This window comes from Microbacterium sp. PRC9 (genome assembly GCF_031844125.1).
In the GTDB taxonomy this organism is placed as follows: Bacteria; Actinomycetota; Actinomycetes; order Actinomycetales; family Microbacteriaceae; genus Microbacterium.
The window spans coordinates 226161-244581 of record NZ_JAUZUR010000006.1 but is presented as its reverse complement, the minus strand read 5'-3'; the positions used below and the strand labels follow the sequence as shown (position 1 = coordinate 244581).

Sequence of the window (18421 nt, the reverse complement as noted above, 5' to 3'; positions counted from 1 at the left end):
CCCTCGTGCCCTCCGGGCGTCGGGCACGAGGGGCGGTCCCGGGCGACTCATCGCCTGCAGGGGTCGCGGAGGGGACCGGGAATCCCCCTCACCGCGATGCCTCCAGGCTGTCAGCCCGACCTGGGAGATCCCTATCGCCTGCCCAGGCGAATGCCGGGCGCTGGCCGTGCAGCCGCTGGGCTGTCATCATGACGCCATGCGCATCGTCGGACCGGTCGTATCGCTCGTGCTCGTCGCCTCGCTCGCCGCGTTGAGCGGCTGCGCCTCGTCGGAGCCCGTGATCGCGCCGGTCACCCGCGACGTGGGAGACCTCCAGGGCGAGACCGTCGAGCTCGAGGTCGGACAGGTGCTGAACATCGACACCGGCGACCTCGCCGTCGACAGCTACAGCGGCGTCGTCGCCGATCCGTCCGTCGCCGAGTTCACGGCGGGTCGCGAGGACGGTGGCGCGACATACAACCCGGGGGTCGAGGGGCTCGCGGAGGGATCGACGAAGGTGGTGCTGTCGAACGAGGACGGCGGCATCCAGGACGTCACCTTCACCGTGGAGGTCGCGGGCTGATCCGGCACGGCTGCGGCCGGATGCGGCATCCGGGCGTAGTCTCATGCGATGACCTCCGCCGCGAGCCGGACCGAGCTTCGTGGGCTCCTGGATGAGCTGCACGACGCGGCCATGGTGCGCATCGCGGCGATCGACGAGACCCTCGAGGAGCTGCGCGCCGATCGGGGCTCCGACGTCGCCGACGACGAGCACGATCCCGAGGGCGTGACGCTGTCGGGGGAGTGGTCGCGCGCCGTCGCCCTCGAAGAGGCCGCACGCCGCGAGATCGCCGAGATCGACGAGGCCGTCAAGCGCTGGGAGGCCGGCACCTACGGCATCTGCGTCGACTGCGGTCGCGGCATCCCGATCGCGCGTCTTCGCGTGCGTCCCTTCGCGACCCGCTGCGTGTCGTGCGCCGAGAAGGCCGGCGTCTGACGTGTCGTTCGGCGCCGCGGCATCCCGAGCCGCCCCCGACGGCTTCCCGAGCGTCGCTGACGCGGACCCCTGCCCGTGCGGCAGCGGCGATCGCTTCGATGGATGCTGCGCCCCCGCGCTGCGCGGAACACCGGCGCCGACCGCCGAGCGCCTGATGCGCTCGCGGTACACGGCGTTCGTGGTCGGCGACGCGGTGTATCTGCACGACACCTGGCACCCGGGCACGCGTCCCGCGGAGCTGACGCTCGACCCGGAACAGCGCTGGACGGGGCTCGAGATCGTCGACGCAGCGGATGGGGGCGAAGGCGACCGGCGCGGTGTCGTCGAGTTCCGCGCCGCCTGGCGCCACGGCCGCGACCGCGGCGTGCTGCACGAGCGGAGCCGGTTCGTGCGGCAGGGCGAGCGCTGGTGGTACCTCGACGGCCGGATCGATCCGACCTGACCGGTCCCGAGGGTGCCCAGCGCCGATAGCGTGGCAACCATGACCACTCAGGCAGAGAAAGCACAGACCCTCGCCCGACTGCACGCCGCCCCCGAGATCCTGCGCGTGGTGAACGTGTGGGACGCCGTGTCGGCCCGCACCATCGCCGCCCTCCCCGAGACCCGCGCCATCGCGACGGCCGGCCACTCGATCGCCGCGACCTTCGGCTACCCCGACGGCCAGATCCCCCTCGAGACGACGCTCGACATGGTCGGCCGCATCGTCGAGGCCGTGGGCGACCTGCCGGTGAGCACCGATCTCGACGCCGGATACGGCGATCCCGGCGAGACCGTGCGCCGCGTCATCGGCAAGGGCGTCGTCGGCGCCAACGTCGAGGACCGCCTCGTGCCGCTCGCCGAAGCCGTCGCCAACGTCGAGGCGATCGTCGCGGCCGGTGCGGCGGAGGGCGTGCCCTTCGTCCTGAACGCCCGCACCGACGCGTTCGTGCGCGCGGGCAAGCGCCCGCTCGAGGAGTCGATCGCCGACGCGATCGAGCGCGGCCGCGCCTACCTCGCCGCCGGTGCCGACCTGGTGTTCGTGCCCGGCATCCTCGACGCCGACATCACCCGGCAGCTGGTCGAGGGGATCGGCGAGCGCAAGATCAGCGTGATCGGCCTGCCCGGCGCACTGTCGGCGGGGGAGTACGAGGCGCTGGGCGTCGCCCGCATCTCGTACGGCCCCACGACGCAGCGCGTCGCCCTGACGGCGCTGCAGGACGTCGCCGCCGATCTCTACGCGGACGGCGTCATCCCCGCCTCCACGCGTGCGCTGAACTGACGCGCCTCGTCCGATCGGCCCGCGGGAATCCTCGCGGGCCGATCGTCGTTGTGCCGGGCATGGAGTCCGCACCCGTCGACGTCGTCGTGATCGGTGCCGGGCAGGCCGGTCTTTCGGCCGCGTATCACCTGCAGCGCCGCGGATTCGTCCCGCTCGAGCGTGCGGACGCCGCGGATCGGACGTTCCTCGTGGTCGACGCGAATCCGGAACCCGGGGGAGCGTGGCAGCACCGCTGGCCGTCCCTGCGCATGGCGACGGTGAACGGGATCCACGAGCTGCCCGGGTTCGCGGTGCCACCGGCGGATCCGGCGGCGGCGAGCAGCGACATCCTTCCCGCGTACTTCGCCGAGTACGAGGAGCGCTTCGCTCTCGACGTGCTCCGGCCCGTGCAGGTGAAGGCGGTGCGCCGCGCCGACGACGACCCCCGCGGCCGGCTGGTGGTCGAGACCGACCGCGGCGCGTGGGCCGCGCGCTTCGTGATCAACGCGACGGGTACGTGGGCGCGTCCGTTCTGGCCGCGGTACCCGGGCCAGGAGCGCTTCCGCGGACGCCAGCTGCATGTGGGCGATTACGTCTCGGCCGAGCAGTTCCGCGGCAAGCGCGTCGTCATCGTCGGCGCGGGCGTCTCGGCGGTGCAGCTGCTGGACGAGATCTCCCACGTCGCCGACACCTTCTGGGTGACGCGCCGCGAACCGGAGTGGGCCGAGGAGGACTTCGACATCCCGGCCAGGGTGGCCGCCATCGCCGGCGTCGAGGATCGCGTCCGCCGCGGCCTTCCGCCGGGCAGCGTCATCTCGGTGACGGGCATGCACTGGACGCCGTGGGCGCGCGCCGCCGAGGCGCGCGGCGTGCTGGTGCGGCATCCGATGTTCGCCTCGATCGAGGAGGACGGCGTCCGCATGCCCGACGGCACGTTCGAGCGCGCCGACGTCATCCTGTGGGCGACGGGCTTCCGGCCCGCGCTCGACCATCTCGCCGCGCTGCGCCTGCGCACGCCCGAGGGCGGGTTCCGTGTCGACAACGGCCGCTCGATCGACGAGCCGCGCCTTTTTCTCATCGGCTACGGCCCGTCGCAGTCGACGGTGGGCGCGAACCGCGCGGGCCGCGATGCCGTCCGCGCGATCGTCGCCGACCCCGTCGCGCTCGCGGCCTAGGCTCGAACGTGTGACGCTGCTCGCCGTACTGCTGTTCCTGAACGCCGCCTTCAACGTCCTGGTCTGGCCGACGTTCTACCGCCGGGTCGCGAAGGACCCCCGCGCCCACGATGCGCAGGGCAAGGCGACCCGCTTCCTGGTCGTGCACACGGTGCTCATCGCCATCGCGCTGGCGCTGGCGGCAGCATCCGTCATCGCGGGCATCGCCGCGCTCGTCGCGTGATGCGCGGCGGACCTGCCCCGGCGTAGCGTGGGGGGCACGACGAAGGGGGACGCATGGCCCGCATCCTGATCTTCGGCGGCCACGGCAAGGTCGCGCTGCTGCTCGAGCCGCTGCTCGCGGCACACGGGCACACCGTGACGGCCGTCATCCGCAACGCCGAGCACGAGGCGGAGGTCGCGGCCACCGGCGCGCAGCCCCTCGTCGCCGACATCGAGACGCTCGACCTCGGGCAGCTCGAGAACGTCATCGCGGGCAACGACGTCGTCGTCTGGTCGGCGGGCGCTGGAGGCGGCGATCCGTCGCGCACGTACGCGGTCGATCGCGATGCCGCCATCCGCTCGATGGAGGCCGCACTCGCCGCCGGCGTGCTGCGCTACGTGATGGTGTCGTGGATCGGGTCGCGCGCCGACCACGGCATCGAGCCCGACGCGTCGTTCTTCCCGTACGCCGACGCCAAGTGGGCGGCTGACGCGCATCTCGCCGGGAGCGCGCTCGACTGGACGATCCTCGCGCCGGGCACGCTCACGCTGGACCCGCCCACCGGGCGCATCGCGCTCGATCCGGAGGACGGCGGCGCTGTCGCGCGCGCCGACGTGGCCGCGGTGATCGCCGCGACCATCGCGGACGACACCACCATCGGCCGCACCATCCGCTTCGGCGGAGGCGACGAGGTCATCGGCCACGCGATCGCGGGCTGAATCAGTCCTCGCTGGAGTGCAGGCCGCGGCGCGCCGACAGCAGAGTCACCTCGGGATGATCGGCGACGAGGCGCTCGGCGTGGTCGAGCACGTCGCGCACGTGCGACGACCCCGACGCCACGATGGAGACGCCGATCCTGGCACGGCGATGCAGGTCGTGCTCGCCGACCTCGGCGGCGGCCGCCTCGGTGCGCCGGCTCAACTCGGCGATGAGGGGCCGCAGCACGCTGCGCTTCTCTTTGAGGGAGCGGACGTCACCCAGCAGCAGGTCGAACTCGATCCACCCGATCCACATGGCTCCATCGTGCCAGCGACCTCCGGCAGCCGCCCGCCGCCTTAGGCTCGTGTCATGCGCGCCACCGTCATCCACGCCGCCCGCGACATCCGTGTCGAGAACGTCCCCGACCCCGTGCTTTCCACGGGCGCCGACGCGATCGTGCGCGTCGTGGCCGCGTGCGTGTGCGGCTCCGACCTCTGGCCGTACCGCGGCGTGACGCCCACGAACGAGCCGCACCGCATCGGCCACGAGTTCGTCGGCATCGTCGAGGAGGTGGGCGCCGAGGTCGTGGTCGTGCGCCCCGGCGACTTCGTGATCGCCCCCTTCTACGTGTGCGACGGCACCTGTGCGAACTGCCGCCACGGCGTGAGCACGTCGTGCCGCACCGGCGGCTGGTGGGGCAGTGACGACCGCTTCGGCGGATTCGCCGACGGCGGCCAGGGCGAGCGCGTGCGCGTCCCGCTCGCCGACGGCACCCTCGCCGTCGTCCCCGGGCCGGTGGCGGATGACGAGATCCCTGGCCTGTTGACCCTCAGCGACGTCATGGGCACCGGCCATCACGCCGCGGTCTCCGCCGGTGTCGGTCCGGGCGATTCCGTCGCCGTCGTGGGCGACGGCGCGGTCGGCCTCTGCGCGATCATCGCGGCCAAGCGCCTCGGCGCGACCACGATCATCGCGATGTCGCGCCACCCGCAGCGTCAGGCGCTGGCGCGCGAGTTCGGCGCGACGCACGTCGTCGAGGAGCGGGGTGACGCCGGCATCGAGGCGGTGCGCGCGCTCACCGGCGGCATCGGCGCCGACCGCGTGCTCGAATGCGTCGGCACCAAGGAGTCGATGGACCAGGCGCTGCGCTCGACGCGCCCCGGCGGGATGGTCGGCTACGTGGGCGTGCCCAACGGTGGACCCGAGCTGCCGGTGCGGCAGATGTTCAGCCGCAACGTGGGCGTCAACGGCGGCGTCGCGCCGGTACGCGGCTACATCGAAGAGCTGCTCCCCGACGTCCGGTCGGGCGCGATCGAGCCGGGCCGCGTGTTCGACCTCGAGCTGCCGCTCGAGGACGCCGCCGAGGCCTATGCTGCGATGGACGAGCGCCGCGCGACGAAGGTGCTGCTGCGGCCCTGAGCGTGTCGCGCGGCATGCCGGAACACCGAGCCGCGATTCGCGACGCGCCCGCGCGCCTGCGTGTGCGAGGGTGTTCGTGCGGTAGAACAGCAGGAAGTCGAAGGGAACCCGGACCGTGAAGCTGATCAAGCGCATCGTCGTGGTGCTCGTCATCGCGTTCGCGGCGTTCTACCTCATCACGCGCCCGCAGGACGCGGCGAACGCGGTGCAGGGCGCGGTCGGTGCCGTCTGGGGTGCCGGTGTCGCCGTGGTCGACTTCCTGACGGCTCTCGCACAGGGCTGAGCATGTTCGATCCGCGGATCGAGAAGCACCTGATCTCGGATCAGGGAGAGCACGTCGTCGACGAGGTTCGCAAGCACTGGGCCGCCACGGTCTCGGCGGTGCTTGAGCTGTTCGGCGGCATCATCGTGCTCCTGCTCACGTTCTTCGTGCCGGCGCAGGCCTGGTGGGTGCCGGCGCTGCTGGGCGGTGCGGTGACCGTGCACGCGATCTGGCGGGTCTTCGAGCAGCACACCGACCGCTTCGTCATCACCAACATGCGGGTCTTCCGCGTGCACGGCATCCTGTCGCAGCGCATCGCGACCATGCCGCTTGCGCGCATCCTCGACATCTCCGTCTACAAGCCCCTCATCGGCCGCATCTTCGGCTACGGCCACTTCGTCTTCGAGTCGGCCGCGCAGGAACAGGGCCTTCGCGAGATCAAATACGTCGGAGACCCCGACCAGCGCGGGCTCACGATCCAGCGGGTGATCCAGCAGGCGGGCCTTCGCGGCGCCGCCGGGAGAGGCGACCAGTTCGCCGGAGCGCCGTTCGCGGCGCCCGCCCCGCCGCAGCCGGAGCCCGCGGCATCCCTCACCGTCGTGCCGGTCTCCGACGACCGCAACCCGACTGCTCCGGTCCCCGAGGTGCGGCGCGGCTCGACGACGTCGGGGTGGGACTGGCTCGCCGACGCGCAGCGCCGCGAGGACGAGCGGCTGGCTCAGCTGCGCGGGGAGGGCACTGCGTCGCCGACGCCCTTCGACCCCGACCGCACGAACACCGCCCCGATCGAGCTTCCCCGCTGATCCGATCGGGATGCTGCAGCCCGCGTGGCCGGGCATTTCAGGACGATCGGGAACATCGCGCGCGACCCGGTCGTTCTGATACCCTGGAGCGTCACTCGTGTGGCTGTTTCGCCACGCCTGAGTGCCGGTTTGCGCCGGTGCCCGGATCCGCAAGGGTCTGAGTGGCATCGCAAGAAAATCCGCTTCGCCTCGGTTCGAGGCATCCGTTCGCGCTCGCGCGGGGGAGCCGCTGAAAGCCGGGGCCCGACACCCAACCCCAACAAGGACAACCCACTACATGACTACCGCAACGACCGCCCCGGCCACCAAGCAGGTCGCGATCAACGACATCGGATCTGCCGAGGACTTCCTGGCCGCGGTCGAGAAGACCCTGAAGTTCTTCAACGACGGCGACCTCATCGAGGGCACCGTGGTGAAGATCGACCGCGACGAGGTGCTCCTCGACGTCGGTTACAAGACCGAGGGCGTCATCCCCTCGCGTGAGCTTTCCATCAAGCACGACGTCGACCCCAACGAGGTCGTCAAGGTCGGCGACGAGGTCGAAGCCCTCGTTCTCCAGAAGGAGGACAAGGAAGGCCGCCTCATCCTCTCGAAGAAGCGCGCGCAGTACGAGCGTGCGTGGGGCGACGTCGAGAAGATCAAGGAGAACGACGGTGTGGTCACCGGCTCCGTGATCGAGGTCGTCAAGGGTGGTCTGATCGTCGACATCGGCCTGCGTGGCTTCCTCCCCGCATCGCTCATCGAGCTCCGCCGCGTCCGCGACCTCACGCCGTACCTCGGCCAGGAGATCGAGGCGAAGATCCTCGAGCTCGACAAGAACCGCAACAACGTCGTGCTGTCGCGCCGCGCCCTGCTCGAGCAGACGCAGTCCGAGTCGCGCACCACGTTCCTCAACAACCTCCACAAGGGCCAGGTCCGCAAGGGCACGGTCTCGTCGATCGTCAACTTCGGTGCGTTCGTCGACCTCGGTGGCGTCGACGGTCTCGTCCACGTCTCGGAGCTCTCGTGGAAGCACATCGAGCACGCGTCCGAGGTCGTCGAGGTCGGCCAGGAGGTCACCGTCGAGATCCTCGAGGTGGACCTCGACCGCGAGCGCGTCTCGCTGTCGCTCAAGGCGACGCAGGAGGACCCCTGGCAGGTCTTCGCCCGCACCCACGCGATCGGTCAGGTCGCGCCGGGCAAGGTCACCAAGCTCGTTCCGTTCGGTGCGTTCGTGCGCGTCGCGGACGGCATCGAGGGCCTCGTGCACATCTCGGAGCTGTCGGGCAAGCACGTCGAGCTCGCCGAGCAGGTCGTGTCGGTCGGCGAAGAGGTCTTCGTCAAGATCATCGACATCGATCTCGAGCGTCGCCGCATCTCGCTCTCGCTCAAGCAGGCGAACGAGTCGGTCGACCCCAACGGCACCGAGTTCGACCCGGCCCTCTACGGCATGGTCACCGAGTACGACGAGCACGGCGAGTACAAGTACCCGGAGGGCTTCGACCCCGAGACCAACGCGTGGCTCGAAGGCTTCGACGAGCAGCGCGAGAAGTGGGAGCAGGAGTACGCTGCAGCCCACGCTCGCTGGGAGGCCCACAAGGCTGCCGTCATCAAGGCCCTCGAGGCCGAGGCGAACGCTCCCGTCGAGACCGGCTCGTCCAGCTTCTCGTCCGACAGCAGCCCCGTGGGCACGCTGGCCGACGACGAGGCACTCGCCGCTCTGCGCGAGAAGCTCTCGGGTCGTTGATCCTGAGCTGAGCCGCTTGGTTCGCTGAACCGTCTGGTTCGAAAGGCCGTCACCACCGCTTCGGCGGGGTGGCGGCCTTTCGCGTATCGCGGGCGTCGGAGGTCGCAGGTACGGTCGCCGTGTGCCCGTGATTCCTCCCGCCTCTCGATGTCTTGTGGACGACGACGGATGCCGCGGCCCCGTGCCTGCCGATGCGCCGGTCGCGCTGTGCGAGGTGCACCTCGCGGCGGCAGGGGAGTGGGCGGACGCCCAGTACGGCGTCACCGACGCGCTGCCCTCGCCGTGCCGCCTGTGCGGCTCGCGGCTGGGGGTCCGCTACCCCTCGGGCTGGCTGTGCGCGGTGTGCGAGTGGCGCTACGGCGACCTGCCCGACGACGACATCGCGCCACCGCGCGTCGACGTCGTGTACTACCTGCGCTACGACGACCGCGTGAAGATCGGGACGAGCGGAAACCCGCGGCAGCGCTTCGGCGCCATCTGGCATGACGAGCTGCTGGCGTTCGAGCGCGGCGGTCGCGCGCTCGAGCAGCGTCGGCACGTGCAGTTCGCGGCCGACCGGTTCCCGGGCACGGAGTGGTTCCGCCGCTCCGACGCGCTCACCGCGCACATCGCCGTGCTCGCCGCCGGCGTCGACGATCCGTGGCAGCTCCACGCGCGGTGGCTGAGCGAGACGCTCGCGGCGCGCGGGTGACGCTGTACGCTCTGCGAGAACCGCGGCGGATCCTCCAGCGCCTTCCGAGGAAACGCGCCTAGCGTGAGGATCCATTCGCACTCGCAGACGACGGAGCAGCACATGGGATTCCTCGACCGACTGTTCGGAAGCACGGATGACGCGCGCCAGCCGCCGCCCGTCCCGCAGAACCGCTACGGCGCCCAGGGGCCGGGCGTGCAGCCGCCCCGGAGTGAGGACGAGATCGCGATCGAGCGTTACCGCTACCTGCTCAAGACCGCGCCACCCGAGACGATCGAGCAGGTGCACGCCGAGGCCTTCGCGAGGCTCACGGAGCCCCAGCGCCAGCAGGTGCTCGCCGAGCTCTCGGCGGGACTGCCTCCGCAGGAGCAGCCGCGCTCGACCGATCCGCAGGCGATGGCTCGCGCGGCGACCCGCGCCGAGTACACCAACCCCGGGTTCATGGAGCGCACGCTGGGCCCCCAGCGCCAGGGCCCCTCCATCGGCTCGATGCTCGGCTCCTCGATCCTCGGCACGGTGGTCGGCTACGTCATCGGCTCGGCCCTCGTGAGCTCGTTCCTCGCGCCCGGCTTCGCCGCCGACCAGGGCTACGAGGACGGCTCCAGCGCCGACGGCGGCTCCAGTGCAGACGGCGGCTCCGGCGAGACCGGTGCCGCGGACGCCGGCGCGGACTCCGGGGCCGGGTGGGGCGGCGACCCGGGCTCGGGCTGGGGCGGCGACGCCGCGGCCGGCGACATGGGCGGATTCGGGGACTTCGGCGACTTCGGATTCTGATCCCGCACCCGCGGATCCGGCCCCGCGTTCACGCGCCCGGTGGGCGGCGGCGAGCGCGCCGTTCGGGCACAGGGGCGCGGCATCCGTTACCGTCGCGGTATGACCGCCGCGACGCCGGGCGAGCCGGGTGCGCCCGCGGCTCCCTCCCGCACGGGCGGGACCGCGCCGGAGGGAGCCGACCGCACGCGTGGCCGCACCGCGATGCTCAACCAGCTGCTGCTGACCGCGGTGGTGTTCGTGCTGGGTGTGCTCGTGGCGATCGGGCCGTTCGGCGGCGAGCCGGTGCTGTTCTTCCTCGGGGTCGTCCTCGTCGTCGCGGTGACGGCTGCCACGCTCGTGGTGCCCTGGGGCCGACTGCGGTACGGGTGGGTCGCGGTGGTCCCCGCCGTCGACATCGTCGCCATCACCCTCATGCAGGTCGCCGCGCCCGACACGGTGCTGGGTCTGCTGTGGATCTTCCCCGCGACGTGGCTCGCCGGCGGATTCGGGCTGCTCGGCCTCTTCGGCGTGATCGTGGCCATCGCGGGCATCGTCAGCGTGCTCACGGCGCTCAGCGCCACCGAGGTCACGTACCGGACGTTCCTGCTGCCGCTGGTGATCGTCGCCGTCGCCGCCACCAGCCACCTCAACGCGCGCAGGTCGGATGCGCAACGGATGCTGCTGGCCAAGCAGTCTGCGCTGCTGGCGAGCGTGCTCGCGCGCACCCGGCGCCAGGAGCAGGTCGTCACGGAGGTGCTGGACGCCGTCGACTTCGGCGTGGTCCGCATGGGAGCGAGCGGCCGGGTCGCGGTCACGAACGAGGCCCACGGCAAGCTCCTGCAGGGATTCGAGCTCGACCCCGACGGCATCGAGGTGCCGGCATTCCGTGACGACGGCACCTCGCCGCTGCCGCCCGACGAGTTCCCCCTCGAGCGCGCGCGCCGCGGGGAGGCGTTCGACGACCAGGTGGTGTGGTTCGGGGCGGAGCCCGGACCGCGTCGCGCGCTCACGATCACGGCGCGACGCCTCATCGACCCCGACGGCGGCGACGCGGGTGCGGTGGTCGTCTCGCGCGACGTGACCGCCGAGCTCAGCGCCCTCCGCGCGCGCGACGACCTCGTGGCCTCGGTGTCGCACGAACTGCGGACCCCGCTCACCTCGATCCTCGGCTACCTCGACCTGGCCATCGAGGATCCCGACACCCCCGACGCGGTGCGCGCCAGCCTCGACGTGGCCGAGCGCAACGCCGAGCGGCTGCTGCGCATCGTCGCCGACATCCTCGCGGCATCGAGTTCGTCGCCGTCGTCGGTCGAGGCATCCCTCGCCCCTCAGCTCCTCGATGCGCGAGACCTCGTGCGCGGCGCGGCGGCCGATGCCCTCCCGCGGGCCGCCGCACGGGCGATCACGATCGACGAGACGGGCCTCGAACCGGCGACCGCATGGGCCGACCCGCTGCGGCTGCGGCAGGTCGTCGACAACCTCGTGTCGAACGCCATCGCCTACAACAAGGACGGCGGCACCGTGTTCGTCGGCACGACGACGGACGGCACGTCGAGCTGGATCCTGGTGCGGGACACCGGCGTCGGCATCTCTGACGCCGACCGCTCGCGGCTGTTCCAGCGCTACTACAAGGCGGGCGGCGAGCGCAGGTCGGGCACCGGCCTCGGCCTGGCCATCACCCGCGACATCGTGCGCGCGCATGGTGGCGAGCTTGCGCTGCACAGCGCGCCCGGCGTCGGGTCGACCTTCATCGTGAAGCTGCCCGCGATCGGCCCGGAAGGAGAAGAAGGATGACCCTCGATCTGGCGAGCGTGCTCCTCATGACCGCGCTGGTCGTCAACGTCAGCGGCGTGCTGTTCATCCTCGAGACGCTGCTGCGACGGGACGAGGGCGCGGGGCGCATCTGGTCGATCGCGTTCCTCGCGGCGATGCTCACCACCCTCGCGTACACGATCTGGGTGCAGTCGGAAGGCGCGTGGTGGGCCATCGCCGTCGGCAACGCGGCGTTCGTCGCGGGCACCGGCTGCATGTGGCTGGGATGCCGCCGCTTCAACGGGCGCGACATGCGATGGTCGGCGATCCTCGTCGCCGCAGCGGTGGCCGCGTCGGCTGCGGCGGTCGCGATCGAGGGGGAGGGCGGCGGCGATTGGGCGGGCGCGCTGTGGATGTTCGTGCCGCTGCTCGCCTTCGCCGGTGCGGGGGCTGTCGAGTGCCTCCGCGGCGACATGCGGGAGTCGCGCACGGCGTGGGTGCTCGGGGCGGTCCTCGGGTTCCAGTCGCTGTACTACGTGTCGCGCACCACGGCCTTCGTGACCTCCGGCCCCGACAGCGCGCTGTTCCAGACCGCGTTCGGCACGATCAGCACCAGCTACCTCACCGTGACACTCACGATCGTGGCCGTCGTCGTGACCTCGGTGCTCCGGGCGAGCCGTGCCCCGATGCGCGGCTACCTGCGCGAGACCCAGGCTGTGGACGAGGAGCAGGGCATCCTCACCGAGGGCTCCTTCGCCGTCGTGCTCGAGGGCATGTGCCGGCGTGCCGAGCGCCGCTTCGAGCCGATCGCGGTGACCGCTGTGCGCCTGGACGACCTCGACCAGATCTCCACCGCGTTCGGCAGCGACGTCGCCGGGGCGCTGGCGGCGACGTGGCGCACCGGCGTGCGCCACCACGCGCCGACGAACGCCGTCGTGGGGCAGGACGGCCATACCGGGCTGGTGGTCGGTCTGGCGGTCTCGTCCGCGCAGGAGGCGCGCCGGCAGGCGGGCGCGATCTACCGAGGTCTCTTCGACGACCTCGGCAAGGTCGGCGGGGGAGTGATCCCGGTGGTCGGCGTCGGCGTCGCGCTCAGCGAGACAGCCGGGTACGAACCCGCCGAGCTCATCCGTGTCGCCCGCGAGGCGGCGAGCCGCGCAGCCGCGAACGTCGAGACGTCTGTGCTCGTCGACGAGGGCGAGTAGCGGCATCCGCCCGCCGTCGCGTCGCGTGCGTCAGGCGGTGAGTCGATAGCCGACGCCGCGCACGGTCTCGATCCACCGCGGCTGTGCGGGCGACTCGCCGAGCTTGCGCCGGAGGTTCGCCATGTGCACCTCGATCGCGCGGGCGTCGCTGTCGGACACGAAGTCGCTCACCGCGTACTGGTCGCCGCGGAGCATCAGGGCGAGATCGGACTTCGCACGCACGCGCCGGCCCGCCACGAGCAGGTCGGCGAGGATGTCGAACTCGCTGCGCGTCAGCTCGACGTCCTGATCGTCGACGGTGACGAGGTGCGTCGAGGCGTTCAGGCGCAGCCCGTGGTGCTCGAGCCACACGCCGTCGGGCGGCCCGTTCTCGCTCACGGCGTCGAGGTCGGCGGGGGCGACATGCCGCGGCCGGCGCAGCATGGCGTCGATCCGGGCACGCAGCTCACGAGGGCGGAAGGGCTTGGCGACGTAGTCGTCGGCCCCCGCCTCGAGGCCCTGGAGCGCGTCGATCTCCTCGGTGCGGGCGCTGAGCATGACGATGTACGTGGAGCTGATCGCCCGGATGCGCTTGGCGGTCTCGAAGCCGTCCATGCCCGGCATGTTGACGTCGAGCGTGGTCACGAGCGGCCGGTGCTCGCGCACGAGTTCGACGCCGTCCGCGCCGTTGGCCGCGCCGTGCACCTCGAAGCCCGCCTGGGCGAGCACGGTCGACAGGAGAGAACGGATGTCCGCTTCATCCTCGATCACGACCGCGACGCGCGCTTCTTCCACCGATGCACCCTCCGGGTCCGGTGCTGTCGACGGACCCTGGACGTCGGTCATGATATCCCAGAACGCGACGCGGAACGGGTGCGGCAGGCCGTCGATCACAGGACGCGACCGTAGGCGGGGCAGGCCGTGGAGCTCTGCTCGCGTGCGCCCGTCGCCCCGCCGGTCAGGCGGACCGCGCGTAGGGCGGGAGATATCCCCATATCCCGCCCTGCGCGCGTCCTCCGTGCACGGACTCGGGCCGCTGTCGTCCCCACGCGTGCGGCCCGTCCGTACCTCAGGATGATCGGGCTGGTGCAGCGGGGCGGAGTCACGTCGGTCGCCACGATGTCGCGTCCGGCGCTCATCTCCCGCCCTCCCCAGTGCCACACGGGTTGATCTGTCCTTCGGGTGCCCCGAGGCTACCTCCGGTGCCTCAACGCCTGCTCAGGCCCGCCTCAGGAACCGCGCAGGCTTGCGGGCGCCGTCGACACTCCGTTCCGGCGCGGCGTGGCATGCTCGAACCATGCCGCTCGTCGCCCTCACCGGAGGCATCGCCTCCGGAAAGTCCACGATCGCCCGTCGCCTGGCCGAGCACGGCGCGGTCGTCGTCGACGCGGATCAGCTGGTCCGCGAGGTGCAGCAGGCCGGCTCGCCCGTGCTGGCCGCGATCGCCGAGACCTTCGGGGAACGGATGCTGCGCCCCGACGGAACCCTGGACCGCGCCGCCCTCGGCGGCCGGGTGTTCGGCGACGACGCGGCGATCGCACAGCTCAACCGGATCGTCCACCCCGCCGTCCGCGCCGAGTCCGCGCGTCGCTTCGAGAAGGCGTTCGCCGCGGATCCGGACGCGGTCGTCGTCTACGACGTCCCGCTCCTCGTCGAGGCGCGCGTCGACGACCCCTGGCAGCTCATCGTCGTCGCGCACGCGCCCGAGGACGTCCGCCTCCGGCGCCTCGTCGAGCTGCGCGGCATGACCGAGGCCGACGCGACGGCCCGCCTCGCGTCGCAGGTGCCCGACGAGGCCCGCCTGCGGATCGCCGATGTCGTCATCGACACCGCGGGCTCGCTCGAGAGCACTCGGCGCCAGGTCGACGAACTGTGGGAGTCGCTCGACGCGCACGTCGCGCAGCGCGCCGGGCGCTCGTAGTCTGGAGACGGATCGAGGAGGTTCCGATGGCCGTGTTCTCGAGGTTCCGCCGTCGTCGCAAGACGCCGTACGGTGCGACGACCGAGGAGGAGCGCATCGCGCGCTACGTCTATCTCCTCAACACCCTGCCCGCGTCCGTGATCGAGAGCGCCCACGCGTCGGCCTTCGCCGACGTGCCGCCCGAGCGCCGGCGCGAGATGTTCGAGCAGCTGCGGCCGTTCCTCGCGGACTCCGAACGCGACGCGGCCGCGGAGGACCCCACCGTGATCGCCCGGCTCGTCCGCCGTGCCGAGGAGCACAAGGCGCGCCGGGCCGAGAGCCGGGGGGCGGATGCCGCGACCCAGGCCGCGACCGACCCGGCCCGCACGGCGGTCGGGGCCCTCGACCGCGACCCGCGCGACGACGTCGACGTGCGCTCGATGCTCGTGAACGCCGGCGCGCTGGCGATCGTGGCGAACCAGTTCCTGCTGTCGAGCTCGGTGGCCGCGTACTACACCGTCGGCGCCGGATCCCTGCAGCTGGGCGACGGCCCCGCCTGGATCGGCGACACGTACGACCCCGGCTCGGGCGGCTACGACGGCGGTGGTGGCGGTTTCGACGGCGGCGGCGGGTTCGACGGGGGCGGTTCCGGCGGCGGATTCGACGCCGGCGGCTTCGGCGGAGGATTCGACGGCGGCGGGGGCTTCGGCGGCTGAGTCCCGCACGCACCGGGGGCCGAGGCATCCGCTCGTCGCGAACGCCGCCCCGATGTCGGGGGTCGCGCCTACGCTGGATTGGTGCAGACCACTCGATCCGTGCGGCCCTTCGAGGTCGTGAGCGAATTCGCGCCGTCGGGCGACCAGCCCCAGGCGATCGCCGAGCTGGCGGCGCGCATCAACGCCGGCGAGACCGATGTCGTGCTGCTCGGCGCGACGGGCACCGGTAAGTCGGCGACGACGGCGTGGCTCGTCGAGGCCGTCCAGCGGCCCACCCTCGTGCTCGCCCACAACAAGACCCTGGCCGCGCAGCTGGCGAACGAGTTCCGCGAGCTCATGCCGCACAACGCGGTGGAGTACTTCGTCAGCTACTACGACTACTACCAGCCCGAGGCGTACGTCCCGCAGACCGACACCTTCATCGAGAAGGACTCGTCGGTCAACGCCGAGGTCGAGCGGCTGCGCCACTCGACGACCAACTCGCTGCTCAGCCGCCGCGACGTCATCGTGGTGAGCACCGTCTCGTGCATCTACGGCCTCGGTGCGCCCGACGAGTACCTGCGCGCCATGGTGGCGCTGCAGGTGGGGGAGGTCTACGACCGCGACGCGCTCATCCGCAAGTTCATCGCGATGCAGTACAACCGCAACGACGTGGACTTCTCGCGCGGCAACTTCCGTGTGCGCGGCGACACCATCGAGATCATCCCGGTCTACGAGGAGTACGCGATCCGCATCGAGATGTTCGGCGACGAGATCGAGGCGCTGTTCATGCTCCACCCGCTCACGGGCGATGTGGTGCAGCGGCTCGACAGCGTGCCGATCTTCCCGGCGTCGCACTACGTCGCCGGCACCGAGACGGTGCAGCGGGCGATCGGCACGATCGAGGACGAGCTCGCCGATCGGCTGAAGGAGCTCGAGTCGCAGAACAAGCTGCTCGAGGCGCAGCGCCTGCGCATGCGCACGACCTTCGACCTCGAGATGCTGCAGCAGCTCGGGTTCTGCTCGGGCATCGAGAACTACTCGCGCCACATGGACGGGCGCGCGCCGGGCGAGCCGCCGCACACGCTGCTCGACTTCTTCCCCGACGACTTCCTCATGGTGATCGACGAGTCCCACGTCACCGTCCCGCAGATCGGGGCGATGTACGAGGGCGACGCGTCGCGCAAGCGCACCCTCGTCGAGCACGGTTTCCGGCTGCCGAGCGCGCTCGACAACCGGCCGCTGCGGTGGGACGAGTTCAAAGACCGCGTCGGGCAGACGGTGTACCTGTCGGCGACTCCGGGCCGGTACGAGATGGGCATCGCCGACGGCGTGGTCGAGCAGATCATCCGCCCGACGGGTCTCGTCGACCCCCAGATCGTCGTGAAGCCGTCGAAGGGGCAGATCGACGACCTGCTCGAAGAGATCCGCCTCCGCGTCGAGCGCGACGAGCGCGTCCTCGTCACGACGCTCACGAAGAAGATGGCCGAAGAGCTCACCGACTTCCTCGGCGAGCACGGCGTGCGCGTGCGCTACCTGCACTCCGACGTCGACACGCTGCGCCGTGTGGAGCTGCTCAGCGAGCTCAGAGCGGGCGTCTACGACGTGCTGGTCGGCATCAATCTGCTGCGGGAGGGCCTCGACCTGCCGGAGGTCTCGCTGGTGTCGATCCTCGACGCCGACAAGGAGGGATTCCTCCGCAGCGGCACCTCGCTCATTCAGACGATCGGTCGCGCGGCCCGCAACGTCTCGGGTCAGGTGCACATGTACGCCGACACGGTGACCGACTCGATGGCCAAGGCCATCGAAGAGACCGATCGGCGTCGCGAGAAGCAGATCGCGTACAACACCGCGAACGGCATCGAACCGCAGGCGCTGCGCAAGCGCATCGCCGACATCACCGAGGTGCTCGCGCGCGAGGCGTCCGACACGGATCGCATGCTGCGGGGCAAGGCGGCGGCGAAGACCAAGTCCGGTGTCGGCAAGAGCCCGACCCCGCAGCTGCGACGCGAGGGCATCGCGGCCGAGGGGGCGGAGCAGCTCGAGGCGACCATCGCCGACCTCAGCCAGCAGATGCTGGCAGCGGCGGGGGAACTGAAGTTCGAGCTCGCCGCGCGGCTGCGCGACGAGGTGCAGGACCTCAAGAAGGAGCTGCGCGCCATGGAGCGCGCGGGCCACGCCTGACCCTGCGACGTCGCTACGGGCAGTGCATGAGGGGCTTCGGCCCCGAGCGGTCGAACGTGTGCTGCGAGATGGGCGCGCCGCAGAGCGGGCACGCGCGCTCGGCCCGTTCCGCCTGGCTCGGCGGGGGAGTCGTCTCGTAGGGGCCGACGGCGGCCGGACCGGCGACGCGGATGAGGTTCGCATTGAGGAACGCGTACCAGCCGCCGGCTTCGCGCACGCGCTCGCGGAGCGGGCGACGGGCGGGGGTCGGGGCATCCGTGTCTGGCATGTTCCTTAGTGTACTAACGATTAGTGGACGATAGGATCACTTCGTGACGGATGCCGAACTCAGCCCCGACGACCTGCTCAAGCTCGACAACCAGGTGTGCTTCGCGCTGGTGACCGCGGCGCGCAACGTCGTCGGGCTCTACCGGCCGATCCTCGAGCCGCTCGGCCTCACGCACCCGCAGTACCTCGTGATGCTCTCGCTGTGGGAGCGGTCGCCCCGCTCGCTGCGCGAGCTCGCCGCCGAGCTCGCCCTGGAGCCGGCGACGCTCTCGCCCCTGGTGAAGCGCCTCGAGGCGCAGGACCTCGTCACCCGGTCGCGTCGCGACGACGATGAGCGCGTGCTCGACGTCCGCCTGACGGAGGCCGGCCGGCGTCTGCGCGGGCAGGCGCTGGAGGTTCCCGGCAAGGTGATGGCGAGCGTGGGGACGGATGCCGCGGCGCTCCTGGCGCTCCGAGACGCGCTGCAGCCCTTCGCCGGCGCCCGCTGATCCGGGCC

Annotated in this window: 22 protein-coding genes; 19 read left to right on the top strand and 3 right to left on the bottom strand. The window is 71.5% G+C overall.

Annotation, left to right across the window (positions count from 1 at the left end):
- Positions 1-196: 196 nt before the first annotated feature.
- From Q9R33_RS15020 to Q9R33_RS14990, 7 genes are read left to right on the top strand one after another with little or no spacing between them, the layout of a single operon-like run.
- The gene (locus tag Q9R33_RS15020) at positions 197-562 is read left to right on the top strand and encodes a hypothetical protein (protein WP_311294256.1); all 366 of its coding nucleotides are present in this window, start codon (positions 197-199) and stop codon (positions 560-562) included.
- A 48-nt stretch (positions 563-610) separates the two neighbouring features.
- A complete protein-coding gene (locus Q9R33_RS15015; RefSeq protein ID WP_082496883.1) occupies positions 611-976 on the top strand; it encodes a TraR/DksA C4-type zinc finger protein in 366 nt (121 codons plus the stop codon).
- A gap of 1 nt (position 977) precedes the next feature.
- On the top strand, positions 978-1418 hold the full coding sequence (locus Q9R33_RS15010; protein ID WP_310249666.1) for a YchJ family metal-binding protein: 441 nt from the start codon (positions 978-980) through the stop codon (positions 1416-1418).
- Between the two features lie 39 nt (positions 1419-1457).
- Positions 1458-2234, top strand: coding sequence for an isocitrate lyase/phosphoenolpyruvate mutase family protein (locus Q9R33_RS15005; RefSeq protein WP_311294255.1), 777 nt, complete (start codon positions 1458-1460; stop codon positions 2232-2234).
- Positions 2235-2293: 59 nt separating this feature from the next.
- Positions 2294-3388 (top strand): NAD(P)-binding domain-containing protein, encoded by a 1095-nt coding sequence (locus Q9R33_RS15000; RefSeq protein ID WP_311294254.1) that lies wholly within the window; start codon positions 2294-2296, stop codon positions 3386-3388.
- Between the two features lie 10 nt (positions 3389-3398).
- Positions 3399-3611 carry an SCO4848 family membrane protein gene (locus tag Q9R33_RS14995; protein ID WP_056367135.1) on the top strand — a complete coding sequence of 71 codons (213 nt, stop codon included), beginning with the start codon at positions 3399-3401 and terminating at the stop codon, positions 3609-3611.
- 53 nt (positions 3612-3664) lie between these two features.
- Positions 3665-4309 (top strand): SDR family oxidoreductase, encoded by a 645-nt coding sequence (locus tag Q9R33_RS14990; RefSeq protein WP_311294253.1) that lies wholly within the window; start codon positions 3665-3667, stop codon positions 4307-4309.
- Position 4310: 1 nt separating this feature from the next.
- On the opposite strand, the gene Q9R33_RS14985 is transcribed toward Q9R33_RS14990, so the two are convergent.
- Complete coding sequence (locus Q9R33_RS14985) at positions 4311-4604, bottom strand: DUF503 domain-containing protein (protein WP_056367137.1); 294 nt, start codon at positions 4602-4604, stop codon at positions 4311-4313.
- Positions 4605-4658: 54 nt separating this feature from the next.
- Here Q9R33_RS14985 and Q9R33_RS14980 point away from each other — a divergent pair, with 54 nt between their 5' ends.
- The 8 genes from Q9R33_RS14980 (at position 4659) to Q9R33_RS14945 (ending at position 12900) form a co-directional block, all read left to right on the top strand.
- Positions 4659-5708, top strand: a complete 1050-nt coding sequence (locus tag Q9R33_RS14980) for a zinc-dependent alcohol dehydrogenase family protein (RefSeq protein ID WP_311294252.1) — start codon at positions 4659-4661, stop codon at positions 5706-5708.
- Positions 5709-5823: 115 nt separating this feature from the next.
- Positions 5824-5991 (top strand): hypothetical protein, encoded by a 168-nt coding sequence (locus tag Q9R33_RS14975; RefSeq protein ID WP_157005503.1) that lies wholly within the window; start codon positions 5824-5826, stop codon positions 5989-5991.
- Positions 5992-5993: 2 nt separating this feature from the next.
- Positions 5994-6773, top strand: coding sequence for a PH domain-containing protein (locus tag Q9R33_RS14970; RefSeq protein ID WP_310249681.1), 780 nt, complete (start codon positions 5994-5996; stop codon positions 6771-6773).
- Between the two features lie 277 nt (positions 6774-7050).
- Positions 7051-8499: a 30S ribosomal protein S1 gene (gene rpsA, locus Q9R33_RS14965; RefSeq protein WP_056367139.1), complete on the top strand. Its 1449-nt coding sequence runs from the start codon at positions 7051-7053 to the stop codon at positions 8497-8499.
- Positions 8500-8680: 181 nt separating this feature from the next.
- Positions 8681-9190, top strand: coding sequence for a GIY-YIG nuclease family protein (locus tag Q9R33_RS14960; protein ID WP_311294251.1), 510 nt, complete (start codon positions 8681-8683; stop codon positions 9188-9190).
- Between the two features lie 102 nt (positions 9191-9292).
- Entirely contained in the window at positions 9293-9964 is a 672-nt protein-coding gene (locus Q9R33_RS14955) for a hypothetical protein (RefSeq protein ID WP_311294250.1), read from the top strand.
- A gap of 99 nt (positions 9965-10063) precedes the next feature.
- The gene (locus tag Q9R33_RS14950) at positions 10064-11737 is read left to right on the top strand and encodes a cell wall metabolism sensor histidine kinase WalK (RefSeq protein WP_056367142.1); all 1674 of its coding nucleotides are present in this window, start codon (positions 10064-10066) and stop codon (positions 11735-11737) included.
- Positions 11734-12900 carry a hypothetical protein gene (locus tag Q9R33_RS14945; protein WP_056367143.1) on the top strand — a complete coding sequence of 389 codons (1167 nt, stop codon included), beginning with the start codon at positions 11734-11736 and terminating at the stop codon, positions 12898-12900. The genes Q9R33_RS14950 and Q9R33_RS14945 overlap by 4 nt, the downstream gene beginning before the upstream one ends.
- A 30-nt stretch (positions 12901-12930) precedes the next feature.
- On the opposite strand, the gene Q9R33_RS14940 is transcribed toward Q9R33_RS14945, so the two are convergent.
- A complete protein-coding gene (locus Q9R33_RS14940; RefSeq protein ID WP_311294249.1) occupies positions 12931-13674 on the bottom strand; it encodes a response regulator transcription factor in 744 nt (247 codons plus the stop codon).
- 502 nt (positions 13675-14176) lie between these two features.
- On the opposite strand from Q9R33_RS14940, the gene coaE reads away from it, so the two are divergent.
- From coaE to uvrB, 3 genes are all read left to right on the top strand, one after another.
- Positions 14177-14800, top strand: coding sequence for a dephospho-CoA kinase (gene coaE / locus Q9R33_RS14935; RefSeq protein ID WP_311294248.1), 624 nt, complete (start codon positions 14177-14179; stop codon positions 14798-14800).
- A 26-nt stretch (positions 14801-14826) separates the two neighbouring features.
- On the top strand, positions 14827-15495 hold the full coding sequence (locus tag Q9R33_RS14930; protein WP_056367145.1) for a hypothetical protein: 669 nt from the start codon (positions 14827-14829) through the stop codon (positions 15493-15495).
- Positions 15496-15576: 81 nt separating this feature from the next.
- A complete protein-coding gene (gene uvrB, locus Q9R33_RS14925) occupies positions 15577-17658 on the top strand; it encodes an excinuclease ABC subunit UvrB (RefSeq protein ID WP_056367146.1) in 2082 nt (693 codons plus the stop codon).
- A gap of 13 nt (positions 17659-17671) precedes the next feature.
- Here the strand turns inward: uvrB and Q9R33_RS14920 are convergent, their stop codons facing one another.
- Positions 17672-17926 (bottom strand): hypothetical protein, encoded by a 255-nt coding sequence (locus Q9R33_RS14920; protein WP_056367147.1) that lies wholly within the window; start codon positions 17924-17926, stop codon positions 17672-17674.
- Between the two features lie 43 nt (positions 17927-17969).
- Between Q9R33_RS14920 and Q9R33_RS14915 the strand changes: the two genes are divergently transcribed.
- The gene (locus tag Q9R33_RS14915) at positions 17970-18413 is read left to right on the top strand and encodes a MarR family transcriptional regulator (RefSeq protein WP_311294247.1); all 444 of its coding nucleotides are present in this window, start codon (positions 17970-17972) and stop codon (positions 18411-18413) included.
- Positions 18414-18421: the final 8 nt, after the last annotated feature.

What these genes read in the sequence shown, in the direction of transcription:
- coaE (WP_311294248.1), top strand. Translation starts at nt 14,177, where the DNA reads ATGCCGCTCGTCGCCCTCACCGGAGGCATCGCCTCCGGAAAGTCCACG.
- Q9R33_RS14950 (WP_056367142.1), top strand. Translation starts at nt 10,064, where the DNA reads ATGACCGCCGCGACGCCGGGCGAGCCGGGTGCGCCCGCGGCTCCCTCC.
- Q9R33_RS14930 (WP_056367145.1), top strand. Translation starts at nt 14,827, where the DNA reads ATGGCCGTGTTCTCGAGGTTCCGCCGTCGTCGCAAGACGCCGTACGGT.
- Q9R33_RS15005 (WP_311294255.1), top strand. Translation starts at nt 1,458, where the DNA reads ATGACCACTCAGGCAGAGAAAGCACAGACCCTCGCCCGACTGCACGCC.
- Q9R33_RS14955 (WP_311294250.1), top strand. Translation starts at nt 9,293, where the DNA reads ATGGGATTCCTCGACCGACTGTTCGGAAGCACGGATGACGCGCGCCAG.
- Q9R33_RS14945 (WP_056367143.1), top strand. Translation starts at nt 11,734, where the DNA reads ATGACCCTCGATCTGGCGAGCGTGCTCCTCATGACCGCGCTGGTCGTC.
- Q9R33_RS14980 (WP_311294252.1), top strand. Translation starts at nt 4,659, where the DNA reads ATGCGCGCCACCGTCATCCACGCCGCCCGCGACATCCGTGTCGAGAAC.
- Q9R33_RS15000 (WP_311294254.1), top strand. Translation starts at nt 2,294, where the DNA reads ATGGAGTCCGCACCCGTCGACGTCGTCGTGATCGGTGCCGGGCAGGCC.
- Q9R33_RS14990 (WP_311294253.1), top strand. Translation starts at nt 3,665, where the DNA reads ATGGCCCGCATCCTGATCTTCGGCGGCCACGGCAAGGTCGCGCTGCTG.
- Q9R33_RS15020 (WP_311294256.1), top strand. Translation starts at nt 197, where the DNA reads ATGCGCATCGTCGGACCGGTCGTATCGCTCGTGCTCGTCGCCTCGCTC.
- Q9R33_RS15015 (WP_082496883.1), top strand. Translation starts at nt 611, where the DNA reads ATGACCTCCGCCGCGAGCCGGACCGAGCTTCGTGGGCTCCTGGATGAG.
- Q9R33_RS14985 (WP_056367137.1), bottom strand. Translation starts at nt 4,604, where the DNA reads ATGTGGATCGGGTGGATCGAGTTCGACCTGCTGCTGGGTGACGTCCGC.
- Q9R33_RS14970 (WP_310249681.1), top strand. Translation starts at nt 5,994, where the DNA reads ATGTTCGATCCGCGGATCGAGAAGCACCTGATCTCGGATCAGGGAGAG.
- rpsA (WP_056367139.1), top strand. Translation starts at nt 7,051, where the DNA reads ATGACTACCGCAACGACCGCCCCGGCCACCAAGCAGGTCGCGATCAAC.
- Q9R33_RS14920 (WP_056367147.1), bottom strand. Translation starts at nt 17,926, where the DNA reads ATGCCAGACACGGATGCCCCGACCCCCGCCCGTCGCCCGCTCCGCGAG.